The organism is Micromonospora zamorensis (genome assembly GCF_900090275.1).
GTDB classification, from domain to species: domain Bacteria; phylum Actinomycetota; class Actinomycetes; order Mycobacteriales; family Micromonosporaceae; genus Micromonospora; species Micromonospora zamorensis.
This window is the reverse complement of record NZ_LT607755.1, coordinates 6,434,943-6,455,711: the sequence shown is the minus strand read 5'-3', so window position 1 is coordinate 6,455,711 and position 20,769 is coordinate 6,434,943. Positions and strand designations below refer to the sequence as shown.

Annotated in this window: 20 protein-coding genes; 12 read left to right on the top strand and 8 right to left on the bottom strand. The window is 71.4% G+C overall.

Features of this window, described 5'->3' with window-relative positions; genetic code table 11:
- Positions 1-27 precede the first annotated feature (27 nt).
- Positions 28-711 (bottom strand): phosphoribosylformylglycinamidine synthase subunit PurQ, encoded by a 684-nt coding sequence (gene purQ / locus GA0070619_RS28940; RefSeq protein ID WP_088950944.1) that lies wholly within the window; start codon positions 709-711, stop codon positions 28-30.
- The gene (gene purS, locus GA0070619_RS28935) at positions 708-971 is read right to left on the bottom strand and encodes a phosphoribosylformylglycinamidine synthase subunit PurS (protein WP_030491392.1); all 264 of its coding nucleotides are present in this window, start codon (positions 969-971) and stop codon (positions 708-710) included. Before purS ends, purQ begins: the two co-directional genes overlap by 4 nt.
- A gap of 356 nt (positions 972-1,327) precedes the next feature.
- On the opposite strand from purS, the gene GA0070619_RS28930 reads away from it, so the two are divergent.
- Both GA0070619_RS28930 and GA0070619_RS28925 read left to right on the top strand, forming a co-directional pair.
- The gene (locus tag GA0070619_RS28930; protein WP_088950943.1) at positions 1,328-2,011 is read left to right on the top strand and encodes a S1 family peptidase; all 684 of its coding nucleotides are present in this window, start codon (positions 1,328-1,330) and stop codon (positions 2,009-2,011) included.
- 24 nt (positions 2,012-2,035) lie between these two features.
- Positions 2,036-2,599 (top strand): YbjQ family protein, encoded by a 564-nt coding sequence (locus GA0070619_RS28925; protein WP_088950942.1) that lies wholly within the window; start codon positions 2,036-2,038, stop codon positions 2,597-2,599.
- A gap of 120 nt (positions 2,600-2,719) precedes the next feature.
- Here the strand turns inward: GA0070619_RS28925 and purB are convergent, their stop codons facing one another.
- The gene (purB, locus tag GA0070619_RS28920) at positions 2,720-4,144 is read right to left on the bottom strand and encodes an adenylosuccinate lyase (protein WP_088952121.1); all 1,425 of its coding nucleotides are present in this window, start codon (positions 4,142-4,144) and stop codon (positions 2,720-2,722) included.
- A gap of 67 nt (positions 4,145-4,211) precedes the next feature.
- The gene (locus GA0070619_RS28915; RefSeq protein WP_088950941.1) at positions 4,212-5,504 is read right to left on the bottom strand and encodes an acetyl-CoA C-acetyltransferase; all 1,293 of its coding nucleotides are present in this window, start codon (positions 5,502-5,504) and stop codon (positions 4,212-4,214) included.
- 55 nt (positions 5,505-5,559) lie between these two features.
- On the opposite strand from GA0070619_RS28915, the gene GA0070619_RS28910 reads away from it, so the two are divergent.
- From GA0070619_RS28910 to GA0070619_RS28880, 7 genes are all read left to right on the top strand, one after another.
- Entirely contained in the window at positions 5,560-6,924 is a 1,365-nt protein-coding gene (locus tag GA0070619_RS28910; RefSeq protein WP_088950940.1) for a 3-oxoacyl-ACP reductase, read from the top strand.
- Between the two features lie 80 nt (positions 6,925-7,004).
- The gene (locus GA0070619_RS28905; protein WP_088952120.1) at positions 7,005-7,880 is read left to right on the top strand and encodes a MaoC/PaaZ C-terminal domain-containing protein; all 876 of its coding nucleotides are present in this window, start codon (positions 7,005-7,007) and stop codon (positions 7,878-7,880) included.
- Positions 7,881-7,960: 80 nt separating this feature from the next.
- A complete protein-coding gene (locus GA0070619_RS28900; RefSeq protein ID WP_088950939.1) occupies positions 7,961-8,713 on the top strand; it encodes an NUDIX hydrolase in 753 nt (250 codons plus the stop codon).
- Entirely contained in the window at positions 8,710-9,684 is a 975-nt protein-coding gene (locus GA0070619_RS28895; RefSeq protein ID WP_088950938.1) for a protein kinase family protein, read from the top strand. Before GA0070619_RS28900 ends, GA0070619_RS28895 begins: the two co-directional genes overlap by 4 nt.
- 11 nt (positions 9,685-9,695) lie before the next feature.
- Entirely contained in the window at positions 9,696-10,655 is a 960-nt protein-coding gene (locus GA0070619_RS28890; RefSeq protein ID WP_088950937.1) for a hypothetical protein, read from the top strand.
- Positions 10,652-11,911, top strand: a complete 1,260-nt coding sequence (locus GA0070619_RS28885) for an adenylosuccinate synthetase (protein WP_088950936.1) — start codon at positions 10,652-10,654, stop codon at positions 11,909-11,911. Before GA0070619_RS28890 ends, GA0070619_RS28885 begins: the two co-directional genes overlap by 4 nt.
- 70 nt (positions 11,912-11,981) lie before the next feature.
- Entirely contained in the window at positions 11,982-12,599 is a 618-nt protein-coding gene (locus GA0070619_RS28880) for a DedA family protein (RefSeq protein ID WP_088950935.1), read from the top strand.
- A 156-nt stretch (positions 12,600-12,755) separates the two neighbouring features.
- On the opposite strand, the gene GA0070619_RS28875 is transcribed toward GA0070619_RS28880, so the two are convergent.
- Positions 12,756-13,394, bottom strand: coding sequence for a TetR/AcrR family transcriptional regulator (locus GA0070619_RS28875; protein ID WP_088950934.1), 639 nt, complete (start codon positions 13,392-13,394; stop codon positions 12,756-12,758).
- Between the two features lie 70 nt (positions 13,395-13,464).
- Here GA0070619_RS28875 and GA0070619_RS28870 point away from each other — a divergent pair, with 70 nt between their 5' ends.
- From GA0070619_RS28870 to GA0070619_RS28860, 3 genes are all read left to right on the top strand, one after another.
- Positions 13,465-13,917, top strand: coding sequence for an SCP2 sterol-binding domain-containing protein (locus tag GA0070619_RS28870; RefSeq protein ID WP_088950933.1), 453 nt, complete (start codon positions 13,465-13,467; stop codon positions 13,915-13,917).
- A gap of 1 nt (position 13,918) precedes the next feature.
- Positions 13,919-15,133: an acyl-CoA dehydrogenase family protein gene (locus GA0070619_RS28865; protein WP_088950932.1), complete on the top strand. Its 1,215-nt coding sequence runs from the start codon at positions 13,919-13,921 to the stop codon at positions 15,131-15,133.
- A gap of 196 nt (positions 15,134-15,329) precedes the next feature.
- A complete protein-coding gene (locus GA0070619_RS28860; protein WP_088950931.1) occupies positions 15,330-16,892 on the top strand; it encodes an AMP-binding protein in 1,563 nt (520 codons plus the stop codon).
- Positions 16,893-16,923: 31 nt separating this feature from the next.
- Here GA0070619_RS28860 and purD read toward each other — a convergent pair whose 3' ends face one another.
- The 3 genes from purD to GA0070619_RS28845 all read right to left on the bottom strand — a co-directional run bounded on the left by purD (position 16,924) and on the right by GA0070619_RS28845 (position 20,656).
- Positions 16,924-18,174, bottom strand: coding sequence for a phosphoribosylamine--glycine ligase (gene purD, locus GA0070619_RS28855; protein ID WP_088950930.1), 1,251 nt, complete (start codon positions 18,172-18,174; stop codon positions 16,924-16,926).
- A gap of 100 nt (positions 18,175-18,274) precedes the next feature.
- Positions 18,275-19,204: a type IV toxin-antitoxin system AbiEi family antitoxin domain-containing protein gene (locus tag GA0070619_RS28850; protein WP_088952119.1), complete on the bottom strand. Its 930-nt coding sequence runs from the start codon at positions 19,202-19,204 to the stop codon at positions 18,275-18,277.
- Between the two features lie 162 nt (positions 19,205-19,366).
- Positions 19,367-20,656, bottom strand: a complete 1,290-nt coding sequence (locus tag GA0070619_RS28845; RefSeq protein WP_088950929.1) for an adenylosuccinate synthase — start codon at positions 20,654-20,656, stop codon at positions 19,367-19,369.
- Between the last annotated feature and the right edge of the window lie 113 nt (positions 20,657-20,769).

Below are 20,769 nucleotides of genomic sequence, written 5' to 3'. Positions count from 1 at the left end.
TGAGCAGACCGATGATCGTGTCGCCGGTCACGCCGGCGCCCCCACCAGGTGCTTGAGGACCGACGTGAAGAACCCGAGGCCGTCCAGCGAAGGACCGGTGAGCGCCTCCACCGCGTGCTCGGGGTGCGGCATGATGCCCACCACGTTGCCGGCGGCGTTGGTGATCGCGGCGATGTCGCGCATCGACCCGTTGGGGTTGCCGCCGACGTAGCGGGCGACCACCCGACCCTCGGCTTCGAGCTGGTCCAGCGTCGCGGTGTCCGCGACGTAGCAGCCCTCGCCGTTCTTGACCGGGATGAGCACCTCCTGGCCGGGCTGGAACGCGTTGGTCCACGCGGTGCCGGCCGACTCGATGCGCAGGACCTGGTCCCGGTTACGGAAGTGCAGGTGCTGGTTGCGGGTGAGCGCGCCGGGCAGCAGGTGCGCCTCGCACAGGATCTGGAAGCCGTTGCAGATGCCGAGCACCGGCAGACCGCCCTGGGCGGCGTCCACGATCGTCTCCATCACCGGGGCGAACCGGGCGATGGCGCCGCAGCGCAGGTAGTCACCGTAGGAGAAGCCACCGGGCAGCACGACCGCGTCGACGCCGTGCAGCTGCGGGTCGCCGTGCCAGAGCCGGACCGGCTCAGCGCCGGCGATCCGGACCGCTCGGGCCGCATCCCCGTCGTCGAGCGAGCCAGGGAAGGTGACCACACCGACCCGGGCGGTCACGAGCGGGCGTCCGCGGTCTCGTCGGCCTCGACCAGGCGGACGGTGAAGTCCTCGATGACCGGGTTGGCGAGCAGCTTGTCGGCAATCTCCCGAGCGCGGTCCAGGTCCGGTTCACCGGTGAACTCGATCTCGATCCGCCTGCCGATCCGAACCGAGGCGACGTCACCGACGCCGAGCCGGGGCAGCGCGTTTGCGACGGCCTGGCCCTGCGGATCGAGGATCTCGGGCTTGAGCATGACGTCGACGACGACGCGAGGCACTGGGCACTCCTGACTGTGTACGCAGTTGGGTGCCGACCCACAACGGGCGAGCGCAGCCAGCGTACCTGGCAGATACGGCCACGGACGCACCGGCCGGCTGCAGTTCAAGCAGTGATCAACATTACTGGCGCTCTGAGCGGCTCCACAGGCGGGGCAGGTGGCCTCAGCAGGGCATACACGGCGCAACGGGAGGCCGAATCGTTACATCGGCGATCCTCGATCAGGTCCTTGATAACGGCCGGCTCGGGCCCTACTGTACATCGACGTAAGTCGATTCAGGCGGCAGAGGGGACCTCCCGCTGTCGCCCGTCCACACCCGGCGACCCCGGGTCCGCCCCGCCCAAGGAGTCCACCCGATGCGCATCCGCCCCCTGCTCGCCGTACTCAGCATCGCGCTGGTCGGCGCCCTCGGCACCGCGTCCGGCGCGTCCGCCGCCCCGCCCGGCCCGCAACCCATCATCGGCGGCACCACCGTCTCGTCCGCCCCCTGGGCGGCGGCGGTCATGAGCAACGGCTCGTTCACCTGCTCCGGCAGCGTGATCTCCCCGCAATGGGTGCTCACCGCCCGGCACTGCATCAGCGGCACCATGTCCGTCCGGGTCGGCAGCGTGTACCGCTCCTCCGGCGGCGTCACCCGTACGGTCAGCGCCACCTACACCCGCAACGACCTCGCCCTCATGCGACTCTCCAGCACCGTCAGCACCTCGACGGTCAGCCTGGCCAGCAGCAACCCGCCCCTCAACTCGACGAACTCGATCTACGGCTGGGGCATGACCTGCTACAGCGGTTGCTCCGCGTCGAGCCAGCTGAAGACCGCCACCGTGCGGGTGACCAGCAACAGCGTCACCGACGCGTACGGCGGGCAGGCGATCCGGAGCACCGAGATCAGCGGCAACGCGTGGCGGGGCGACTCGGGTGGCCCGCAGTTCTACAACGGCCAGCAGGTCGGCGTCGCCTCCACCGCCGACGGGCAGAGCATCCAGAACTACGGCAGCGTTGCGTACAACCGGGCCTGGATCACCTCGGTGGCCGGTGTCTGACGGTTAACGCCCGCTGCGGCGCGGATGGTCGGCGCCGTGCCGGCCGTCCGCGCCGCGTCGTTTTGCAGCATCCGATCAGGTGAACAATGCACCCGATCGGGTCACGCCACTCCTGACAGCATCGGAAATGTGCTGGTCGTGACGACAGAGCAACTGCCCGGCTACGAGATCCGCCAGATTCTCGGTGAGGTGGTGTCATCGATGGCCAGGACGCGCAACCCGTACCGCGAGGGGGTCAAGAACCTGCGCGGTGGCGCGTACGACCCGATGGCTCCGGACAACCTGACCCGGTGGCGCACCGACTCGGTGGCCCGGCTCGGCGAGGAGGCCCTGCGGCTCGGCGCGAACGCGGTGATCGGCATGCGGTTCGACAGCCGGGACTGCGGTGAGATGTGGATGGAGATCTGCGCGTACGGGACGGCCGTGGTCGTCGTGCCCAAGATGCCCGAGGTCATGCCGGCCGACCAGCCGGTGGTCGCCGCGGAGACCGCCGAACCCGCGGGCTTCACGGGGTCGCCCGGTGGCATCGCCGAACCGGCCAGCGCACCCAACCTCAGAACCGCCGCCGAAACCCCAACCGGCGAATAACCCCAACCCACCGACCCCACCCACGCCGCCCCACGCACCCCATGTGGTTGATCAAGAGATTTCCGTCAAGTAGGAGATCAAAGTTGACGCAAACCTCTTGATCACCGGGGCGGGGTGGGGTTAGAGGATTGGGGGCGGGCTGTAGGTGGCGGCTTCCGGGTGGGTCTCGACCACCTTGGTGATGCGGCTGGTTACCGCTGCAACCTGGGCGGCGGCGGCGCCGACGAAGGCGGAGCGGTCGGCGACCAGGGTGTCGATGTCGGCGCGGGACAGGCCGAGTCGGCCGTCCGCCGCCAGGCGGTCGAACAGGTCGTTCTCCGGCGAGCCCTTCTCACGCATCGCCAGGGCCACAGCGACCGCGTGCTCCTTGATCACCTCGTGCGCGACCTCGCGGCCGACGCCACGCCGGACCGCCGCCACCAGGATCTTCGTGGTGGCCAGGAACGGCAGGAACCGCTCCAGCTCCCGGTTGATCACCGCCGGGTACGCGCCGAACTCGTCGAGCACTGTGAGGAACGTCTGGAACAGCCCGTCGGCGGCGAAGAACGCGTCCGGCAGGGCCACCCGACGGACCACCGAGCACGACACGTCGCCCTCGTTCCACTGGTCGCCGGCCAGCTCGCCGACCATCGACAGGTAACCCCGGATGATCACCGCGAAGCCGTTCACCCGCTCCGACGAGCGGGTGTTCATCTTGTGCGGCATCGCGCTGGAGCCGACCTGGCCCGGCTTGAAGCCCTCGGTCGCGAGCTCCTGACCGACCATCAGCCGGATCGTGGTGGCCAGCGACGACGGCGCGGCGGCGGTCTGGGCCAGCGCGGCCAGCACGTCGAAGTCCAGTGAGCGCGGGTAGACCTGCCCGACGCTGTTCAGTACGCGGGAGAAGCCCAGGTGCTCGGCGACGCGCCGCTCCAGCTCGGCCACCTTGTCGGCGTCGCCGTCGAAGAGGTCCAGCTGGTCGGCGGCGGTGCCGACCGGGCCCTTGATCCCCCGCAGCGGGTAGCGGGCGATCAGGTCCTCCAGCCGCTCGTACGCGATCAGCAACTCCTCCGCCGCCGATGCGAAGCGTTTGCCCAGCGTGGTGGCCTGCGCGGCCACGTTGTGGGAACGGCCGGTCATGACCAGGTCGGTGTGCTCGTACGCGAGGAAGGCGAGCCGGGCCAGGGTGGCCACGACGCGGTCCCGGATCAGCTCCAGCGAGGCGCGCACCTGGAGCTGCTCGACGTTCTCGGTGAGATCCCGCGAGGTCATGCCCTTGTGCACGTGCTCGTGCCCGGCGAGCGCGCTGAACTCCTCGATCCGGGCCTTCACGTCATGCCGGGTGACCCTCTCCCGCTCGGCGATCGAGGCGAGGTCGACCTGGTCGAGCACCCGCTCGTACGCCTCGACCACACCGTCCGGCACCGCAACGCCCAGATCCCGCTGGGCGCGGAGGACGGCGAGCCAGAGCCGCCGCTCCATCCGGACCTTCTCCTCCGGAGACCAGAGGGCGACCAATTCGGGCGAGGCGTACCGGTTGGCCAGCACGTTGGGGATCGTCGTCACGTACCTCATTGTCCCGCACCCACCGGTCGACACCCGGACCGGGCCGGGCTGTTCGGGGCTGCCGCCCTCAACGCTCCAGGATGGCGGTCACACCCTGACCACCGGCCGCGCAGATGGAGATCAGCCCGCGTCCGCTGCCCCGCTCGGCCAGCAGCTTGGCCAGGGTCGCCACGATCCGCCCGCCGGTGGCGGCGAACGGGTGTCCGGCGGCCAGCGACGAGCCGTTGACGTTGAGCCGGTCGGTGTCGATCGCGCCCAGCGGCGCGTCCAGGCCGAGCCGGTCCTTGCAGAACTCCGGCGACTCCCAGGCGGCGAGGGTGGCCAGCACCTGGGACGCGAACGCCTCGTGGATCTCGTAGTAGTCGAAATCCTGCAACGTCAGGCCGGCGCGGGCCAGCATCCGGGGCACCGCGTACGCGGGGGCCATCAACAGCCCCTCGTCGCCGTGCACGAAGTCCACCGCGGCCGTCTCCGACCAGCTGAACCAGGCCAGCACCGGCAGGTTGTGCGCAGCCGCCCACTCCTCGCTGGCGAGCAGCACGGTGGATGCCCCGTCGGTGAGCGGTGACGAGTTGCCGGCGGTCATGGTGGCCTGCTCGGCGTCCGGGCCGCGGGTGCCGAAGACCGGCTTGAGCGAGCCGAGCTTCTCCACGCTGGTGTCCGGGCGCAGGTTCGCGTCGCGGGTAAGCCCCAGGTACGGCGTCATCAGGTCGTCGAAGAAACCCCTGTCGTACGCGGCGGCGAGCCGCTGGTGCGAACGCAGCGCCAGCTCGTCCTGGGATCGCCTGTCGATCTGCCAGCGCACCGCAGTGCGGGCGGCGTGGTCGCCCATGGACAGGCCGGTGCGGGGTTCGGCGTTGCGCGGGATCTCCGGCTTGAACGGCTGGAGTGGGCGCAGCTTCGCCGCGACCTTGAGCCGTTCGCCCAGCGTGCGGGCCGAGTTGAGCTTGAGCAGCGTGCGGCGCATCTCCTCGTTGACCGCGAGCGGCGCGTCGGAGGTGGTGTCGACGCCGCCGGCGATGCCCACGTCGAGTTGACCGAGGGCGATCTTGTTGGCGACGAGGATCGCCGCCTCCAGGCCGGTGCCGCAGGCCTGCTGGATGTCGTACGCCGGGGTGTGCGGGTCGAGCCGGGAGCCGAGGACCACCTCGCGGGTGAGGTTGAAGTCGCGGGAGTGCTTGAGCACCGCGCCGGTCACCACCTCACCGACGCGCTGCCCGGCCAGCCCGTACCGGGCGATCAGGCCGTCCAGCGCGGCGCCGAGCAGGTCGGCGTTCGACGCGTCCGCGTAGCGCGAGTTGGAACGGGCGAAGGGGATGCGGTTGCCCCCGATGACCGCGACCCGCCGAATGCTCTGCACGATCCGCCTCCTCGACATGTGTTGCTCGAACCCTACTCGCCAGTAGGCTACGCCCATGACCGACAGGTACGCGAGCTTCGTCCAATCGACTGCCGGCCGCACGCTGGTCAAGCGCCTCGGGCTGCCCGACCCGCCCCGACTGCGCCGGCACTCTCCCGGCGACCCGCTGCTGCCCGGGCCGGCCCTGCTCGGCGCGGCCACCGGCGGCCGGCTCGCCGAGCCGGTCGGCAGGATCCTGACCGCCGCCGGGGTCGAGCTGGCCGACCCGGCCGCCGACACCGCCCCCGGCGACAACCCGCGGCGGTACGGCGCACTGCTCTTCGACGCCACCGGGATCACCGATTCGACCGAGCTGCGCCAGCTCTACGACTTCTTCCACCCACAGGCCCGGGCCGTGCTGCCCGGCGGCCGGGTGATCGTGCTGGGCACACCACCGCAGGAGTGCCCGACGCCCCGCGAGGCGACCGCCCAGCGCGCCCTGGAAGGTCTGGTGCGCAGCATCGGCAAGGAGTTCGGCCGGGGCACGACCGCCCAACTCGTCTACGTGACCCGCGCTGAGAACGGCGTCCTCACCAGCCTCGAGTCGACGCTCCGGTTCCTGCTGTCCGGGCGGTCCGCGTACGTCTCGGGTCAGGTCATCCGGGTCGGCACCGGCGAGGCGACCGCCCCGGCCGACTGGGACCGCCCACTGGACGGGCAGGTCGTGCTGGTCACCGGCGCCGCCCGGGGCATCGGCGCGGCGCTGGCCCGGGTGCTCGCCCGCGACGGCGCACAGGTGGTGGCGCTGGACATCCCGGCCGCCGGTGACGCGCTGGCCGCGGTGGCGAACGACATCGGCGGTACTGCGGTGCAACTCGACCTGACCGCACCGGACGCACCGACCCGGCTCGCCGATCACCTGGCCGGCCGACACGGCCGGGTCGACGTGGTGGTGCACAACGCCGGCATCACCCGGGACAAGACGCTCGGCCGGATGGACGCCGACCGGTGGGACCAGGTCATCGACGTCAACCTCTCCAGCCAGGAACGCATCAACGACGTGCTGTTGGAGCGGGGGCTCATCCCGACCGGCGGGCGGCTCGTCTCGGTCTCGTCGATCGCCGGGATCGCTGGCAACCGGGGGCAGACCAACTACGCCACCAGCAAGGCCGGCGTGATCGGCCTGGTCGACTCGCTCGCCCCGGCTCTGCGGGAGCGGGGGATCAGCGTCAACGCGGTGGCCCCGGGCTTCATCGAGACCCGGCTGACCGCGCGTATCCCGCTGGTGGTCCGCGAGGCGGGCCGGCGGATGAACAGCCTGGCCCAGGGCGGGCTTCCGGTGGACGTGGCCGAGACGATCGGCTGGTTGGCCTGGCCGGCCAGCGGTGCGGTCAGCGGAAACGTGGTCCGGGTCTGCGGCCAGAGCCTGCTGGGGGCGTGATGGGCACTCAAAGGCAGCCGGACGACGACCTCTCCCTGCACGAGCTGATCGACGGCCCGACGGAGACACTGTCGGCGGAGATGCGGGCCGCGGCACTCCGGCCGGAGGCCGCCGGCCGTGACCGGGTCGAACTGCCTCGGATGCCGGCGGCCGGAGCGCTCTACCGTCGGGCGTTGCTCGGCGCGCTGCCCGGCCTGGGCGGCGGGAGGCGCGGCCCCGGCGTGCCGGGCGTCGAGTTGGCAGTGGGCGGGGTGAGCGTCGACCGGGCGCACCTGGCCGCCTACGACCGGGTCTGCGGGTTCCGGCTCACCGATCGCCTGCCGGGCACGTTTCCGCACGTCATGGGCTTCCCGCTGACCCTGCGGCTGATGACCGCGCCGGACTTTCCCTTTCCACTGATCGGTCTGGTGCACATCGGCAACCGGATCACCGTGCACCGCCCGATCACCGCCGACGAGACCCTCGACTTCACGACGTACGCGGAGAACCTGCGCCCGCACGACCGGGGGCGGCAGGTGGACGTGGTGCTGGTCGGCTCGGTCGCCGGCGAGAAGGTCTGGGAGGGTGTCTCGACGTACCTGGGTCGGGAGCGCAAGCCTGGCGAGGGCGACCGGAGTGGACGCACCGAGCCGCCGGCCGGCACGTCCCGCTGGCGGGTGGAGCCCCGGGTCGGCACGGAGTACGCGCGGGTGTCCGGGGACCACAACCCGATCCACACGTCCCGCCTCGGGGCGCGGCTCTTCGGCTTCCACCGGCCGATCGCGCACGGCATGTGGAGCAAGGCGCGCTGCCTGGCCGCACTGGAGAACCGGCTGCCGGACGCCTACACCGTCGAGGTCGCCTTCAAGCTTCCCGTCCCGCTTCCGAGCACTGTGAGCTTCGCTCTCCTGCCGGACGGCGGGTTCGCCCTGCACGACTCGCGCGGCCGACCGCACCTGGCGGGTCTGGTGCGCTGACGGGCACCCCTCTTGGCAGGGGCGCTCGCATGCGCTAGGTTGTTCTCACAGCGAGATGTTCTCAGAATGAGAGAGACGCGATGAACGAGCAGGAGTTCCTGGGCGCGTACGACCCCCGGGCCTATCCGTCGGTCGCGGTGACCGTCGACGTGGTGGCGCTGACCATCCGCGACGACGCGCTGCACCTGCTGCTGATCCGGCGCGGCCAGGCACCCTTCGAGGGGCACTGGGCGCTGCCCGGTGGGTTCGTCCACCCCGACGAGGACCTGACCGCTGGCGCCCGACGCGAGCTGGCCGAGGAGACCGGGCTCGGCGGCGAGGGGCTGCGCCGCGTACACCTGGAGCAGTTGGGCAGCTACGGCGCACCCGACCGCGACCCGCGGATGCGGGTCGTCTCGATCGCCCACCTCGCGTTCGCCCCCGACCTGCCGGACCCGGCCGCCGGCACCGACGCCGACGAGGCGATCTGGCTGCCGGTGACCGCGCTGACCAGCCGGCAGCTCGCCTTCGACCACGGCCGGATCATCGACGACGCGCTGGAACGGGCCCGGTCCAAGCTGGAATACACGCCGCTCGCCACGCGCTTCCTCGCCGCCGAGTTCACGATCAGCGAGCTGCGCGCCGTCTACGAGACGGTCTGGGGTCACCCGCTGCACGCCGGCAACTTCCACCGCAAGGTGCTCTCCGTGCCGGGCTTCGTGGAGAGCACCGGCGCCAGCACCGAGCGCGGCGGCGCCCGAGGCGGCCCCCGCGCCCGGCTCTACCGCGCCGGCGACGCCCGACTGCTGCACCCGGCTCTGCTGCGCCCCGCCCGCGAGGAGACGGTGCGATGAGGACGGCGGCGGCCATCGACCTGGTCGCGGCGGCCCGCACCGACGCCGACCTGTTCGGCACGGACCAGCCGGCCCGGCGTTACCGCGAGCTGGTCGCGGCCCTGCACCCCGACCGCCTGCCGGCCGACCCGGCGGTACGCGCGGAGGCAGTCGACGCGTTCATCCATGTCACCACCCGGTGGCAGGCCCGGCAGGTCACCGTTCTCGGCGACTACCGGCTCCGCGCGCCGGCCCACTCGGGTGACCTGGCCGACCTCTACGACGTCGGCGACGGCCGGCTGCTCAAGCTCCCCCGGCGGCCCGCCGACAACGACCTGATGGCCCGTGAGGCACACGCCCTGCACACCATCGCCGAGCGCGGCGACCCGCGCTACCTGCCGTACGTGCCCCGGCTCGTCGACGAGTTCCCGCACCGCGACGCCGCGACCGGCGCCGAACGGCGGATCAACGTGCTCGCCACCGCGCCCGGCTTGCACGACCTCGACGAGGTGCGGCGCGCGTACCCCGACGGGTTGGACGCCCGCGACGTCGCCTGGATGTGGCGGCGGCTGCTGGTGGCGCTCGGCCTGGCCCACAGCGCCGGCATCGTGCACGGCGCGGTCCTGCCGCGACACGTGCTGATCGAGCCGGCCGCCCACGGCGTGGTGCTCATCGACTGGTGCTTCTCCGCCCCAGCCGGCACCACTATCCCGGCGATGGTGCCCGGCCACGACGACGCGTGGTACCCGGAGGAGGTCCCCCGGAAGCGGCAGTGCGGCCCGGGCACCGACATCGCGATGGCCAGCCGCTGCATGAGCTGGCTGATGGGGTCACGCGCGCCCCGCGAGCTGCACGCCTTCGCGCAGGGTTGCCGGCAGCGGTCGCTGGACGCCCGACCCGACGACGCCTGGCGCCTGCTGCGCGAATTCGACCAGGTGCTGGACCGGCTCTACGGGCCACGCACCTTCCGACCCTTCACCCTCACCCCCTAAGGAGAGCTGTCATGGGCAGTGGAATCTGGTCCACCGACGTGTACGACGCCGCCGACCGCTACCGCCGGTCCACCGGCAAGAGCGCCTTCTCCTACAGCGACAGCGGGGCGCGCACCGTGCACACCGCGCTCGACCCCCGCGACGGGATGCGCGAGAGCCGCGACTCCGACGAGCACCCCCGGTCGACGCCCGTCGCCGTGCTCTTCGACGTGACCGGCTCGATGCTCAAGGTGCCGCGTGTCCTGCAGACCAAGCTGCCGCAGCTGCTCGGGCTGCTGCAACGGCAGGGGTACGCCAGCGACCCGCAGATCATGTTCGGCGCGATCGGCGACGCCACCTGCGACCGGGTGCCGTTGCAGGTGGGCCAGTTCGAGTCGGACAACCGGATGGACGACGACCTCGGCCGGATCGTCCTCGAAGGCGGGGGCGGCGGGCAGATGAGCGAGTCGTACGAGCTGGCCATGTACTTCATGGCCCGGCACACCGCCACCGACAACTGGGAGAAGCGCGGCCGGCGCGGCTACCTGTTCATCATCGGCGACGAGCTGGCGTACCCCCAGGTGAAGGCCCGGGAGGTGGCCCGTCTGATGGGCGACGACCTGACCGAGGACGTGCCGCTGCGGCAGATCTTCGACGAGGTGACCCGCCGCTGGGACACCTACTTCCTGCTCCCCGCCGGCAGCCACTACGCCGGCAACGCCAAGGTGCTCGACTTCTGGCGGGGCCTGCTCGGGCAGAACGCCGTGGTGCTCGACGACCTCGACGCCGTCTGCGAGACCATCGCGCTCACCATCGGCCTCGGCGAGCAGGCCATCGACCTGGACGAGGGCCTGCGCCACCTGGACCACGCCGGTTCCAGCGCCACCGGCACCGTCTCGAAGGCGCTGGCCCGCCTCGGCCGGGGACGGCGGGCCGAGGTGTCGACGCTGCCCGCGTTCACCGACACCACCGGTGGGGTGACCCGGCTGTGAGGCACGTGGCGGTGGTCGACCTCGGCTACGGGGACGCCGGCAAGGGCACGGTGGTGGACTGGCTCTGCGCCACCCGAGGAGTGCACACGGTGGTCCGCTTCAACGGGGGCGCGCAGGCGGCGCACAACGTCGTGCTGCGCGACGGGCGGCACCACACGTTCGCGCAGTTCGGCGCCGGCACGTTCCATCCCGGTGTCCGTACGCACCTGTCGCGGCACGTCGTGGTGGATCCGCTGGCGCTGGCCGCCGAGGCCGACCATCTCGCCACGGTCGGGGTGACCGACGCGCTCGACCGACTCACCGTCGACTCCGACGCGCTGCTCGCCACCCCGTACCACCGGGCCGCCAACCAGGCCCGGGAGATCGCCCGGGGAGCCGACCGGCACGGCTCCTGCGGGCTGGGGGTGGGCGAGACCGTCGCGTACGGTCTCGCCCACCCGGACGACGCGCCCCGGGTCGCCGACTGCCGCAGCCCAACGCTGCTGCGTCGCCGGTTGACCGCCCTGCGGGAGCGGCTGACCGCCGAGCTCGGCCCACTGGACGCGCCACCGGTCGAGGACTGCCTGCCCGCGTTCACCGGGTTCGCCGGGCGGGTCGCGATCGTCGACGGGAGCTGGCTCACCGGGGCGTTGCGCGCGGGGACCTGCGTCTTCGAGGGCGCGCAGGGGGTGCTGCTCGACGAGTGGCACGGCTTCCACCCGTACACGACGTGGAGCACCACCACGTTCGCCAACGCCGACAGCCTGCTCACCGAGGCGGGCCAGCCCCACGCGACCCGGATCGGGGTGCTCCGGCTGGTCACCACCCGGCACGGGGCGGGCCCGCTGGTGACCGAGGACCCGACCCTGCCGCTGGCCGATCCACACAACCCGACGAACCCGTGGCAGGGCCGGTTCCGGTTCGGCCACTTCGACGCGGTCGCCCACCGGTACGCCCTCGCCGTGGCCGGTGGGGTCGACGGCCTGGCCCTGACCCACCTCGACCTCGCCGGCCCCGAGCTGCGGATCTGCCGCCGCTACGACACCACCGACCGGCTCACCCCGGGCCCACCCGGTGACCTGGACCGGCAGGCCGCGCTCACCGCCCGCCTGCTGCGCTCCCGCCCGCTCTACGACGACCCGCCGGCGGACTGGGTGGAGGCGGTGTCCGCAGAGCTGGGCGCGCCGGTGGTGCTGACCTCGCACGGCCCCACCGCCGACGACAAGACCCCGCACGGTCCGCTGCTCGCCCCGCCCGCCCTGGTCCGCGCGGCCTGACGCGCGGGACCGGAGGAGGTGATCCGCCGACTCGGCCACCGGGCGGGTCGCACCCGGCGAGCATGGGGGCATGGACTCCGCGCTCGACCTGCTCCGACAGCTGGTCACCTCACCATGGGTGTACCTGCTGATCTTCGGGCTCACGGCGGTCGACGCGTTCTTCCCGGCCGTACCCGGTGAGGCGGCCGTCATCACCGCCGCCGTGCTCTCCACCAGCGGCAACCCCAACCTGGCGCCGGTGATCGTCGCCGCCGCCGTGGGCGCCTGCGTCGGCGACCACGTGTCGTACGCCATCGGACGTGGTGGTGGCGCGAACCGGCTCGCCGGGTTTCCCGACGGCAGCCGCCGACAGGCCAGCTCCGAGTGGGCCCGGCGCGCGCTGAACCGGCGCGGCGGGCTGATCCTGACCACCTCCCGCTACCTGCCGGGCGGCCGGACCGCGGTCACCCTCACCATGGGCGCGGTGCGGTATCCCCGCCGGTCGTTCCTTCTCTACGACGCGATCGCGACGGTCACCTGGGCCCTGTACTGCGGGCTGCTCGGCTACTTCGGTGGGCTGGCCTTCGAGCGCCACCCCGTCAAGGGCGTCCTCGCCGGGATCGGCCTCTCGGTGATCGTCACGCTGGGCATCGAGGGCGTCCGGTGGCTGCGGCACCGGGCGCACCGCCGCGCGGCTGCCCGCCACTGACCGGCCGGACCGACCTGCCACCCGTCACAGCAGGTCAGCGTCGTGCACCAGGATGGCCAGCTGCACCCGGTTGCCCGCGTGGAGTTTTGCCAGCCCCCGGCTGACGGCCGGCGCCGGTGACCGCGCCGCTGGGTCGGACCCCGGTGCGGTGACCGGTCAGTCGACCGGTGGGCGCCAGGTCGCTCCGTGCAGGAGCTGGGCGGCGCCGAGCCAGGCCACGTTCATCATGCGGGTGGCCGTCTTCTCCGGGTCGGCGTCCGGGTGGTCCGCGAGCCAGTCGGCCAGCGACTCGGTCGCGCCGACCAGGGCGTACGCGACGACTTCCAGGTCGACGGCGGTGATCTCACGGCCCTCGGCTCGCAGCGCGTGGTCGAGCATCCCGGCGACCACCTCGACCAGCCGGGCCCGCATCGCGGCCAGCTCCCCGGCGAACGGCTGCTCGCCCCGGGCCTGCCGGTAGAGCACCGCCCAGCCGTCCCGGTATGCGCCCACGAAGCCGAAGAACGCCCTCAGCCCACGCCAGAGCCGCTCGTCGGCCGGCAGGTCGGGGGCGGCGGCTCCCGCGATGGCCTGCATCATCCGGGTGCCCTCCCGGTGCAGGCAGGCGACGAAGAGCTCCTCCTTGGTGCCGAGGTACGCGTACACCATGGGCTTGGAGATGCCGGCGTCCTCCGCGATCTCGTCCATGCTGGCGGCGTGGAAGCCGCGACGGGAGAAGACCTTCACGGCCGCGTCGAGCATCTGCTGCTCGCGGACGGCGCGTGGCAGGCGCTTGAAGGCGGGGACGGTGGACACCTTGCGAGCATACCTACTCGTGCGTAGGGTTACGCACGAGTAGCCAAATCTTCCGGAAGGCACACACCTGATGACTGACTTCGACCCGGCCACCTTCGCCAACGTTGGCCCCAAGGAGTTCGCCCAGCTGGTCAAGTCCACCCCGGACGACAAGATCGCTCAGGTGATGTCCGGTGACATGCGCGACAAGGTCCTGGGCGAGGTGTTCGGCCGGATGCCGTCGCTGTTCCGCGCGGACCGGGCCGGCTCGACCAACGCGGTCATCCACTGGGTCATCACCGGTCGCCCCGACGGCGGCAGCGACACCTACGAGGTGGTCATCGCCGACGGCGCGTGCGTCGTGAACGAGACCCCGCAGCACGACCCGAAGCTGAGCCTCACCATGGGTCCGGTCGAGTTCCTGAAGATCGTCTCCGGTGGCGCCAACCCGGTGATGATGTTCATGACCGGCAAGCTGAAGGCAAAGGGCGACCTCGGCCTCGCCGCCAACATCGCCAACCTGTTCGACATCCCCAAGGCCTGACATGGCTGAGTTCTCGCTTGACCTGAATGAGGAACAGCGGGATCTACGCGACTGGGTGCACGGCTTCGCCGCCGAGGTCGTGCGCCCGGCCGCCGCCGAGTGGGACGAGCGCGAGGACACCCCGTGGCCGGTGATCCAGGAAGCCGCCAAGGTCGGCCTCTACGGCTTCGAGTTCCTCGCCACCTGCTGGGCCGACCCGACCGGGCTCTCCCTGCCGATCGCCAGCGAGGAGCTCTTCTGGGGTGACGCCGGCATCGGCCTCTCCATCTTCGGCACCTCACTCGCCGTCGCCGCCATCTACGGCGCCGGCACCCCCGACCAGATGGTCGAGTGGGTGCCACAGTGCTTCGGCGACGTCGATTCACCGGCCGTCGCCGCGTTCTGCACCAGCGAACCCGAGGCCGGCTCCGACGTCGGCGCGATGCGCACCCGGGCCGTCTACGACGAGGCCACCGACGAGTGGGTGCTCAACGGCCAGAAGGCGTACGCCACCAACGGCGGGATCGCCGGCGTGCACGTGGTCACCGCCTCCGTCGACCCCACCCTCGGCTCCCGAGGCCAGGCAGCGTTCGTCGTACCGCCGGGCACCCCCGGCCTGGCCGCCACCCGCAAGCTGCGCAAACTCGGCCTCCGCGCGTCACACACCGCCGACGTCTTCCTCGACGACGTACGCGTGCCCGGCCGCTGCCTGCTCGGTGGGCGGGACGCCCTGCTGGAACGCCTCGACCGGGCCCGCTCCGGGCAGCGGGCCAGCGGACAGGCCGCGATGCGGACGTTCGAGCTGTCCCGACCCACGGTGGGCGCGCAGGCGCTCGGCGTGGCCCGGGCCGCCTACGAGTACGCCCTGGACTACGCGAAGGACCGGGTCCAGTTCGGACGGCCCATCATCGAGAACCAGGCGGTCGCGTTCGCGCTGGCCGACATGCGGATGGAGATCGACGCGGCACGGCTGCTCGTCTGGCGCGCCTCGTGGATGGGCCGCAACAACCGCCCGTTCACCGCGGGCGAGGGCTCGATGTCCAAGCTCAAGGCCGGCGAGGTGGCGGTGTCGGTCACCGAGAAGGCGGTGCAGTTGCTCGGTGGGGCCGGCTTCCTGCGCGACCACCCGGTCGAGCGCTGGTACCGGGACGCCAAGATCTACACCATCTTCGAGGGCACCTCGGAAATCCAACGACTGGTGATATCCCGAGCCATCTCCGGGATGCAGATCCGCTGACCGCCGTCGGCCCGGCGCCTCTTCAAGGGGGGTCGGGCCGACGGTGGCCCGGACTCCACGATCTGTGCCGTCTTCGTCACCCCGCGCCGACGCCAACTGGGCCTTCAGCCGCCCCCAGTGCATGATCAAGGAAGAAGCCCTGATGGACGGGCAGGCCACTGCCCCGTCCGCGCACCACCCCTAGGAGGTCTGCGGCATGGACCTGCCGTTCACCGTCGCCACCCTGACCCGTCGCGGACTGCTCACCCCCGGCAACCCGGTCCGAGTCGCCGCGCAACTCAACGCCCTGCGTACCTGGGGGTGGAGCCTGGCTGGCGAATTGCGCCAGGCGGCCGCCCGGGATCCCGGCCGGACGGCGGTCATCGACGAGGACGGCGTCGAGCTGACCTACCACGACCTGCTCGACCGGGCCGAACGGATGGCCAGGTCGATGCGGGCCGGGCACGGCGTGCAGACCGGCGACCGGATCGGCGTGCTCTGCCGCAACCACCACGGGCTGATCGAGACGATCGTCGCTGCCACCCTGCTCGGCGTCGACGCGGTGCTGATCAACACCGGGCTCTCCGCGGCCCAGCTCGGCACCATCGCCGAGGAGCAACAGCTGCGACTGCTGGTGCACGACGACGAGTTCGCCGAGCGGGTCCTCGGACTCCCCGCCGAGCTGCCCCGGCTCGACGAACGCGCCCGCGAGGAGCTGGTGGCCGGCGCACTGCCGGGCGACCTGCGCCCGCCGGAGCAGGACGGCCGGATCATCGTGCTCACATCCGGCACCACCGGTACGCCCAAGGGCGCCCGTCGTCGCACGCCCAAAGGCTTCGGCCCGCTGGTGTCCATCATCGGCCGCATCCCGCTGCACACCAGGACCCGGGTGATGATCGCCGCACCGATCTTCCACACCTGGGGATTCGCCGCCCTCCAGGTCTGCCTGGCCCTGCGGGCCACCATCGTGCTGCACCGACGCTTCGACCCGGCCGCCACAATCGCCGCCCTGACCGCCAACCGCTGCGACGCGCTGTTCGCCGTACCCGTGATGGTGCAGCGACTGATGGAGGTGCCCCCGCCGGACCCGCGCCCCCCGCTCAAGGTCGTCGCCGTCAGCGGCTCCGCCCTGCCCGGCGGGCTGGCACCGAAGTTCATGGATGCCTATGGCGACGTCCTGTACAACCTCTACGGCTCCACCGAGGTCTCCTGGGCGTCCATCGCCGGCCCACAGGACCTGCGCCAGGCACCCACCACCGCCGGTCGGCCGCCGCACGGCACCCGGCTGGAAATGCTCGACGACAACGGCCAGCCCGTGCCGACCGGACGGGTCGGGCGGATCTTCGTCGGCAACGAGATGCTCTTCGAGGGCTACACCTCCGGCACCAGCCGGGAAACCCGCGACGGTCTGCTCGACACCGGCGACCTCGGCCGGCTCAACGCCGACGGGCTGCTCTTCGTCGACGGACGGGCCGACGACATGATCGTCTCCGGTGGTGAGAACGTCTTCCCCTCCGAAGTGGAGGATCTGCTCGCCCAACTGCCGCAGGTCCGCGAAGTGGCCGTGATCGGCGTACCCGACCCCGAGTACGGCCAGCGCCTGTCCGCGTTCCTCGCCCTGCACCCCGACGAGACGCTCGACCCCGATGCGGTACGCGAGTACGTCCGGCGCTATCTCGCGCGCTTCAGCGTCCCCCGGGACGTGATCTTCGTGAAATACCTGCCCCGTAACGCCACCGGCAAGGTGCTCACCCGCGAACTGCGCCGCTACTTCGGCTGAGGTGCCGCCCAGCCGTCGGCCCGGCGGATGCTCAGCCCGGGATCGTGATCCGGCCGTCGATGGCGGCCGCGGCGATGTCGGTGCGGTGCTGCGAGCCGGCCAACTGCACCCCGTCCACCAGCGCGTACGCGGCGTCCCGCGCGGCGGCCAGGTCGGAGCCGGTGGCCGTACCGCAGAGGACCCTGCCGCCGGCGGAGAGCAACGCGCCGTCGCTGGCCCGGCGGGCGGTGCCCGCGTGGATGATGCCCGGCCGGTCCGCGCCGGTGATGACGTCGCCGGTACGCGGCGCGGCCGGATAGCCAGCGGAGGCGAGCACCACTGTGACAGCGCTGCCGTCCCGCCATTGCAGCGGCGGATGCTCGGCCAGCGTGCCGGTGGCCGACGCGTGCAGCAGCCCGCCCAGCGGGGTCTCCAGCAACGCGAGCACCACCTGGGTCTCGGGGTCACCGAAGCGCGCGTTGAACTCGATCACCCGGGGGCCGGCAGCGGTGATCGCGAGCCCGACGTAGAGCAGACCAGCGAACGGGGTGCCCCGGCGGCGCATCTCCGCGAGCGTCGGGTGGACCACGTCGCGCATGACGTCGTCGACCAGGCCGGGAGGTGCCCAGGCCAGCGGCGCGTACGCCCCCATGCCCCCGGTGTTCGGCCCCGTGTCGCCGTCGCCGAGGCGCTTGAAGTCCTGAGCCGGCAGCAGCGGCAGCGCCGCCTCGCCATCGGTCACCACGAAGAGGCTGACCTCCGGGCCGTCGAGGAACTCCTCGACCACGACCCGTCCACACTCGTTCGCGTGGGCCAGCGCGGCGGACCGGTCGTCGGTCACCACCACGCCCTTGCCTGCGGCGAGTCCGTCGTCCTTCACCACGTACGGGGCACCGAACTCGTCCAGCGCCCGAGCGGTGCTCTCCTCGTCCGTGCAGACGTACGCCCGAGCGGTCGGTACGCCGGCAGCGGTCATCACATCCTTGGCGAACGCCTTGGAGCCCTCCAGCTGCGCGGCAGCACCGGATGGACCGAAGACGGCGATCCCCTTGGCGCGGACAGCATCGGCAACCCCGGCGACCAGCGGCGCCTCCGGCCCGATCACCACCAGGTCAGCGGCAGTCTCCACGGCCAGCGCCGCCACGGCGTCCGGATCGGAAGCGTTCACCGTCCGCAGCTCAGCCACCGATGCGATCCCCGGATTGCCAGGTGCGGCAACAACCGCGGAAACAGCCGGATCCGCCACCAACCCGAGGGCGAGCGCATGCTCCCGCCCACCACCACCAACCAAAAGAACCCGCACGACCGAGATCCTACTGTCCCCCACCCGAACCCCGGTCGACCGCCGCCGATCATGAAGTTATTGCTCACCGTCCCGGCGTGTCTCGGCGATAACTTCATGGTCAACGGCGCCGGGCAGCGGCGATCGCCTGCCGAACCGTCCACGGGATGTAGTCGGGGCGGAGGGTGTCCTGCCAGGTGAAGCGGAGGACGGTCCAGCCGGCATTGACCAGACGGTTCTGCCGGCGGCGGTCGGCGAATGCAGCTTCGGGAACGTCATGCGGACCGCGGCCGTCGGCCTCGGCGATGATCCGGGGCCCACGCCAGCCGAGATCGCCAATGCCGAGCAGATAGCCATCGTCGTCGCGGACCTCGAGTTGCAACTCGTCTGGCGCAACCCTGCCGTCGACGCAGCGGAGGCGGGCACGCGTCTCGAGCGGCGACTGCGCCCGTCCGTCCGTTTCGCCGAGATAGCCACGCGCGGCGATCGCACCCCGCCGTCCCCGTACGAGGCGCGGGATGGCGAGCAGGTCATTCGGGGCCACGAGGCGCCGGTTCACCGCCGAGTCCAACACGCTGACCGCCGAGTAACGATCAGCCCGCAGACAGAGGTCGGCGAGGGTGCGCAGTGGCTCTGTAGCAGTGATCCCATCCACTCGAAAGAGGTGCTCGCGCGGGATGACCAACTGGTGGACCACCACCTGTGGATGTGCGGATCGAACCGGCCGGACGGCCGGGCCCGGCATTGACAGATGAATCAACTCGGTGGCCGGCATTCCGGCCAGTCCGTGCAGCTCAGCCGCTGTTGAGAGCACTGCGGTGGCCGCCGGACCAAAGGAGGCCATCGCCGCTCTGATCCGCGCCCGTCGGGGCACGCCGTCATACAGGTCGGCGTCCACGAGGTAGCTTCCCCGCGCCACGGCGCGCCAGCGTCCGGAGCGGCAGAACCGCTGCACCTCGTACGTGCTCAAGCCGGCAGCTCGCGCCTGTTCGATCGTCACGATGCCGTTCCGAGCGGCCGAAATCCGCCGCACAATGTCCAGAGCGTCCACCCAGCCACCCTGGCCGACCAACAAGCCTGGGGCACCCCCCTGTGGACAACCACCGAGCCCCTGTGGATAACCCGCAGCTAGCCCCCGTTGACCATGAAGTTATTGCCATGACACGCCGGGCAGGACAGCAATAACTTCATGATCAACGAAACAGGTCCGGGGTTAGGGGAGGAGGGGGTGGAGGACCACGTTTTCGTCTCGGCCTGGGCCTACGCCTACGACGCTCACCTTGGCGTTGCAGAGTTCCTCTACCCGGGCGATGTAGCGGCGGGCATTCTCCGGCAGATCGGCGGCCGTCCGCGCCTTGGTGATGTCTTCCCACCAGCCGTCGAGCTCCTCGTAGACGGGCTTGGCGTGGTGGAAGTCCGTCTGGCTCATCGGCATGTCGTCGACCCGGACGCCGTTGATCTCGTAGCCGACGCAGATCGGCACCTTGGGCATGCCGGTGAGCACGTCCAGCTTGGTGATGACCAGGTCGGTGACACCGTTGAGGCGGCAGGCGTACCGGGCCACGACCGCGTCGAACCACCCGCACCGGCGCTCCCGCCCGGTGGTCGTGCCGTACTCCGCGCCGATCTTGCGCAGGTGGTCACCGTTGGCGTCGAACAACTCGGTCGGGAACGGCCCCGCGCCGACCCGGGTGGTGTACGCCTTGCTCACCGCGATGACCTTGCTGATCGCGGTCGGCGGGATGCCGGCACCCACGCAGGCACCACCGGCGGTCGGGTTCGACGAGGTCACGAAGGGGTACGTGCCGTGGTCCATGTCGAGCATGGTGGCCTGGGCACCCTCCAGCAGGACCGTCTCGTCCCGGTCCAGTGCGTCCCAGAGCATCGCCCGGGTCTCCGCGATGTACGGCTTGAGCCGCTCCGCGTACGCCAGGTACTCCTCGACGGTCGCCTCAAGGTCGATCGCCTTGCGGTTGTAGACCTTGAACAGGATCTGGTTCTTCTCGCGCAGCGCGAGTTCCAGCTTCTTGCGCAGGATGCCCGGGTCGAGCAGGTCCTGCAGACGGATGCCGATCCGGGCGACCTTGTCGCCGTACGCCGGGCCGATGCCCCGGCCGGTGGTGCCGATCCGGGACGAGCCGAGGTAGCGCTCGATCACCCGGTCCAGCGCCCGGTGGTGCGGCATGATCAGGTGCGCGTCACCGGAGATCCGCAGTCGGGACACGTCGACGCCGCGCTCGGCCAGGCCGTCGATCTCGGCGAGCAGCACCTTCGGGTCGACCACCACACCGTTGCCGATGACGATCATCGCGTTCGGCGAGAGCGCTCCGGACGGCATCAGGTGCAGCGCGTACTTCTGGCCGTCCGGGGTGATCACCGTGTGGCCGGCGTTGTTGCCGCCGGAGTAGCGCACGACGTAGTCGACCCGCTCACCCAGCAGGTCGGTAACCTTGCCCTTGCCCTCGTCGCCCCACTGAGCGCCGAGGAGCACGATCGCTGGCATCTTTTCCGCCTCCAGAAGGCTCGGGTGCCAGGTGGCGACCGGTTGGCGAGCCCGGGGTGTCAGGTTAACAAGTAATGACGGCGCGGCCGGCAGGGGTCGCGTCGAGAGGCAGG

Bases quoted from the DNA above. Each gene is read 5' to 3' on its own strand.
- GA0070619_RS28930 (WP_088950943.1), top strand. From the start codon at position 1,328: ATGCGCATCCGCCCCCTGCTCGCCGTACTCAGCATCGCGCTGGTCGGC.
- GA0070619_RS28925 (WP_088950942.1), top strand. From the start codon at position 2,036: ATGGTCGGCGCCGTGCCGGCCGTCCGCGCCGCGTCGTTTTGCAGCATC.
- GA0070619_RS28910 (WP_088950940.1), top strand. From the start codon at position 5,560: ATGACCGACAGGTACGCGAGCTTCGTCCAATCGACTGCCGGCCGCACG.
- GA0070619_RS28905 (WP_088952120.1), top strand. From the start codon at position 7,005: ATGCGGGCCGCGGCACTCCGGCCGGAGGCCGCCGGCCGTGACCGGGTC.
- GA0070619_RS28900 (WP_088950939.1), top strand. From the start codon at position 7,961: ATGAACGAGCAGGAGTTCCTGGGCGCGTACGACCCCCGGGCCTATCCG.
- GA0070619_RS28895 (WP_088950938.1), top strand. From the start codon at position 8,710: ATGAGGACGGCGGCGGCCATCGACCTGGTCGCGGCGGCCCGCACCGAC.
- GA0070619_RS28890 (WP_088950937.1), top strand. From the start codon at position 9,696: ATGGGCAGTGGAATCTGGTCCACCGACGTGTACGACGCCGCCGACCGC.
- GA0070619_RS28880 (WP_088950935.1), top strand. From the start codon at position 11,982: ATGGACTCCGCGCTCGACCTGCTCCGACAGCTGGTCACCTCACCATGG.
- GA0070619_RS28870 (WP_088950933.1), top strand. From the start codon at position 13,465: ATGACTGACTTCGACCCGGCCACCTTCGCCAACGTTGGCCCCAAGGAG.
- GA0070619_RS28865 (WP_088950932.1), top strand. From the start codon at position 13,919: ATGGCTGAGTTCTCGCTTGACCTGAATGAGGAACAGCGGGATCTACGC.
- GA0070619_RS28860 (WP_088950931.1), top strand. From the start codon at position 15,330: ATGGACCTGCCGTTCACCGTCGCCACCCTGACCCGTCGCGGACTGCTC.
- GA0070619_RS28845 (WP_088950929.1), bottom strand. From the start codon at position 20,656: ATGCCAGCGATCGTGCTCCTCGGCGCTCAGTGGGGCGACGAGGGCAAG.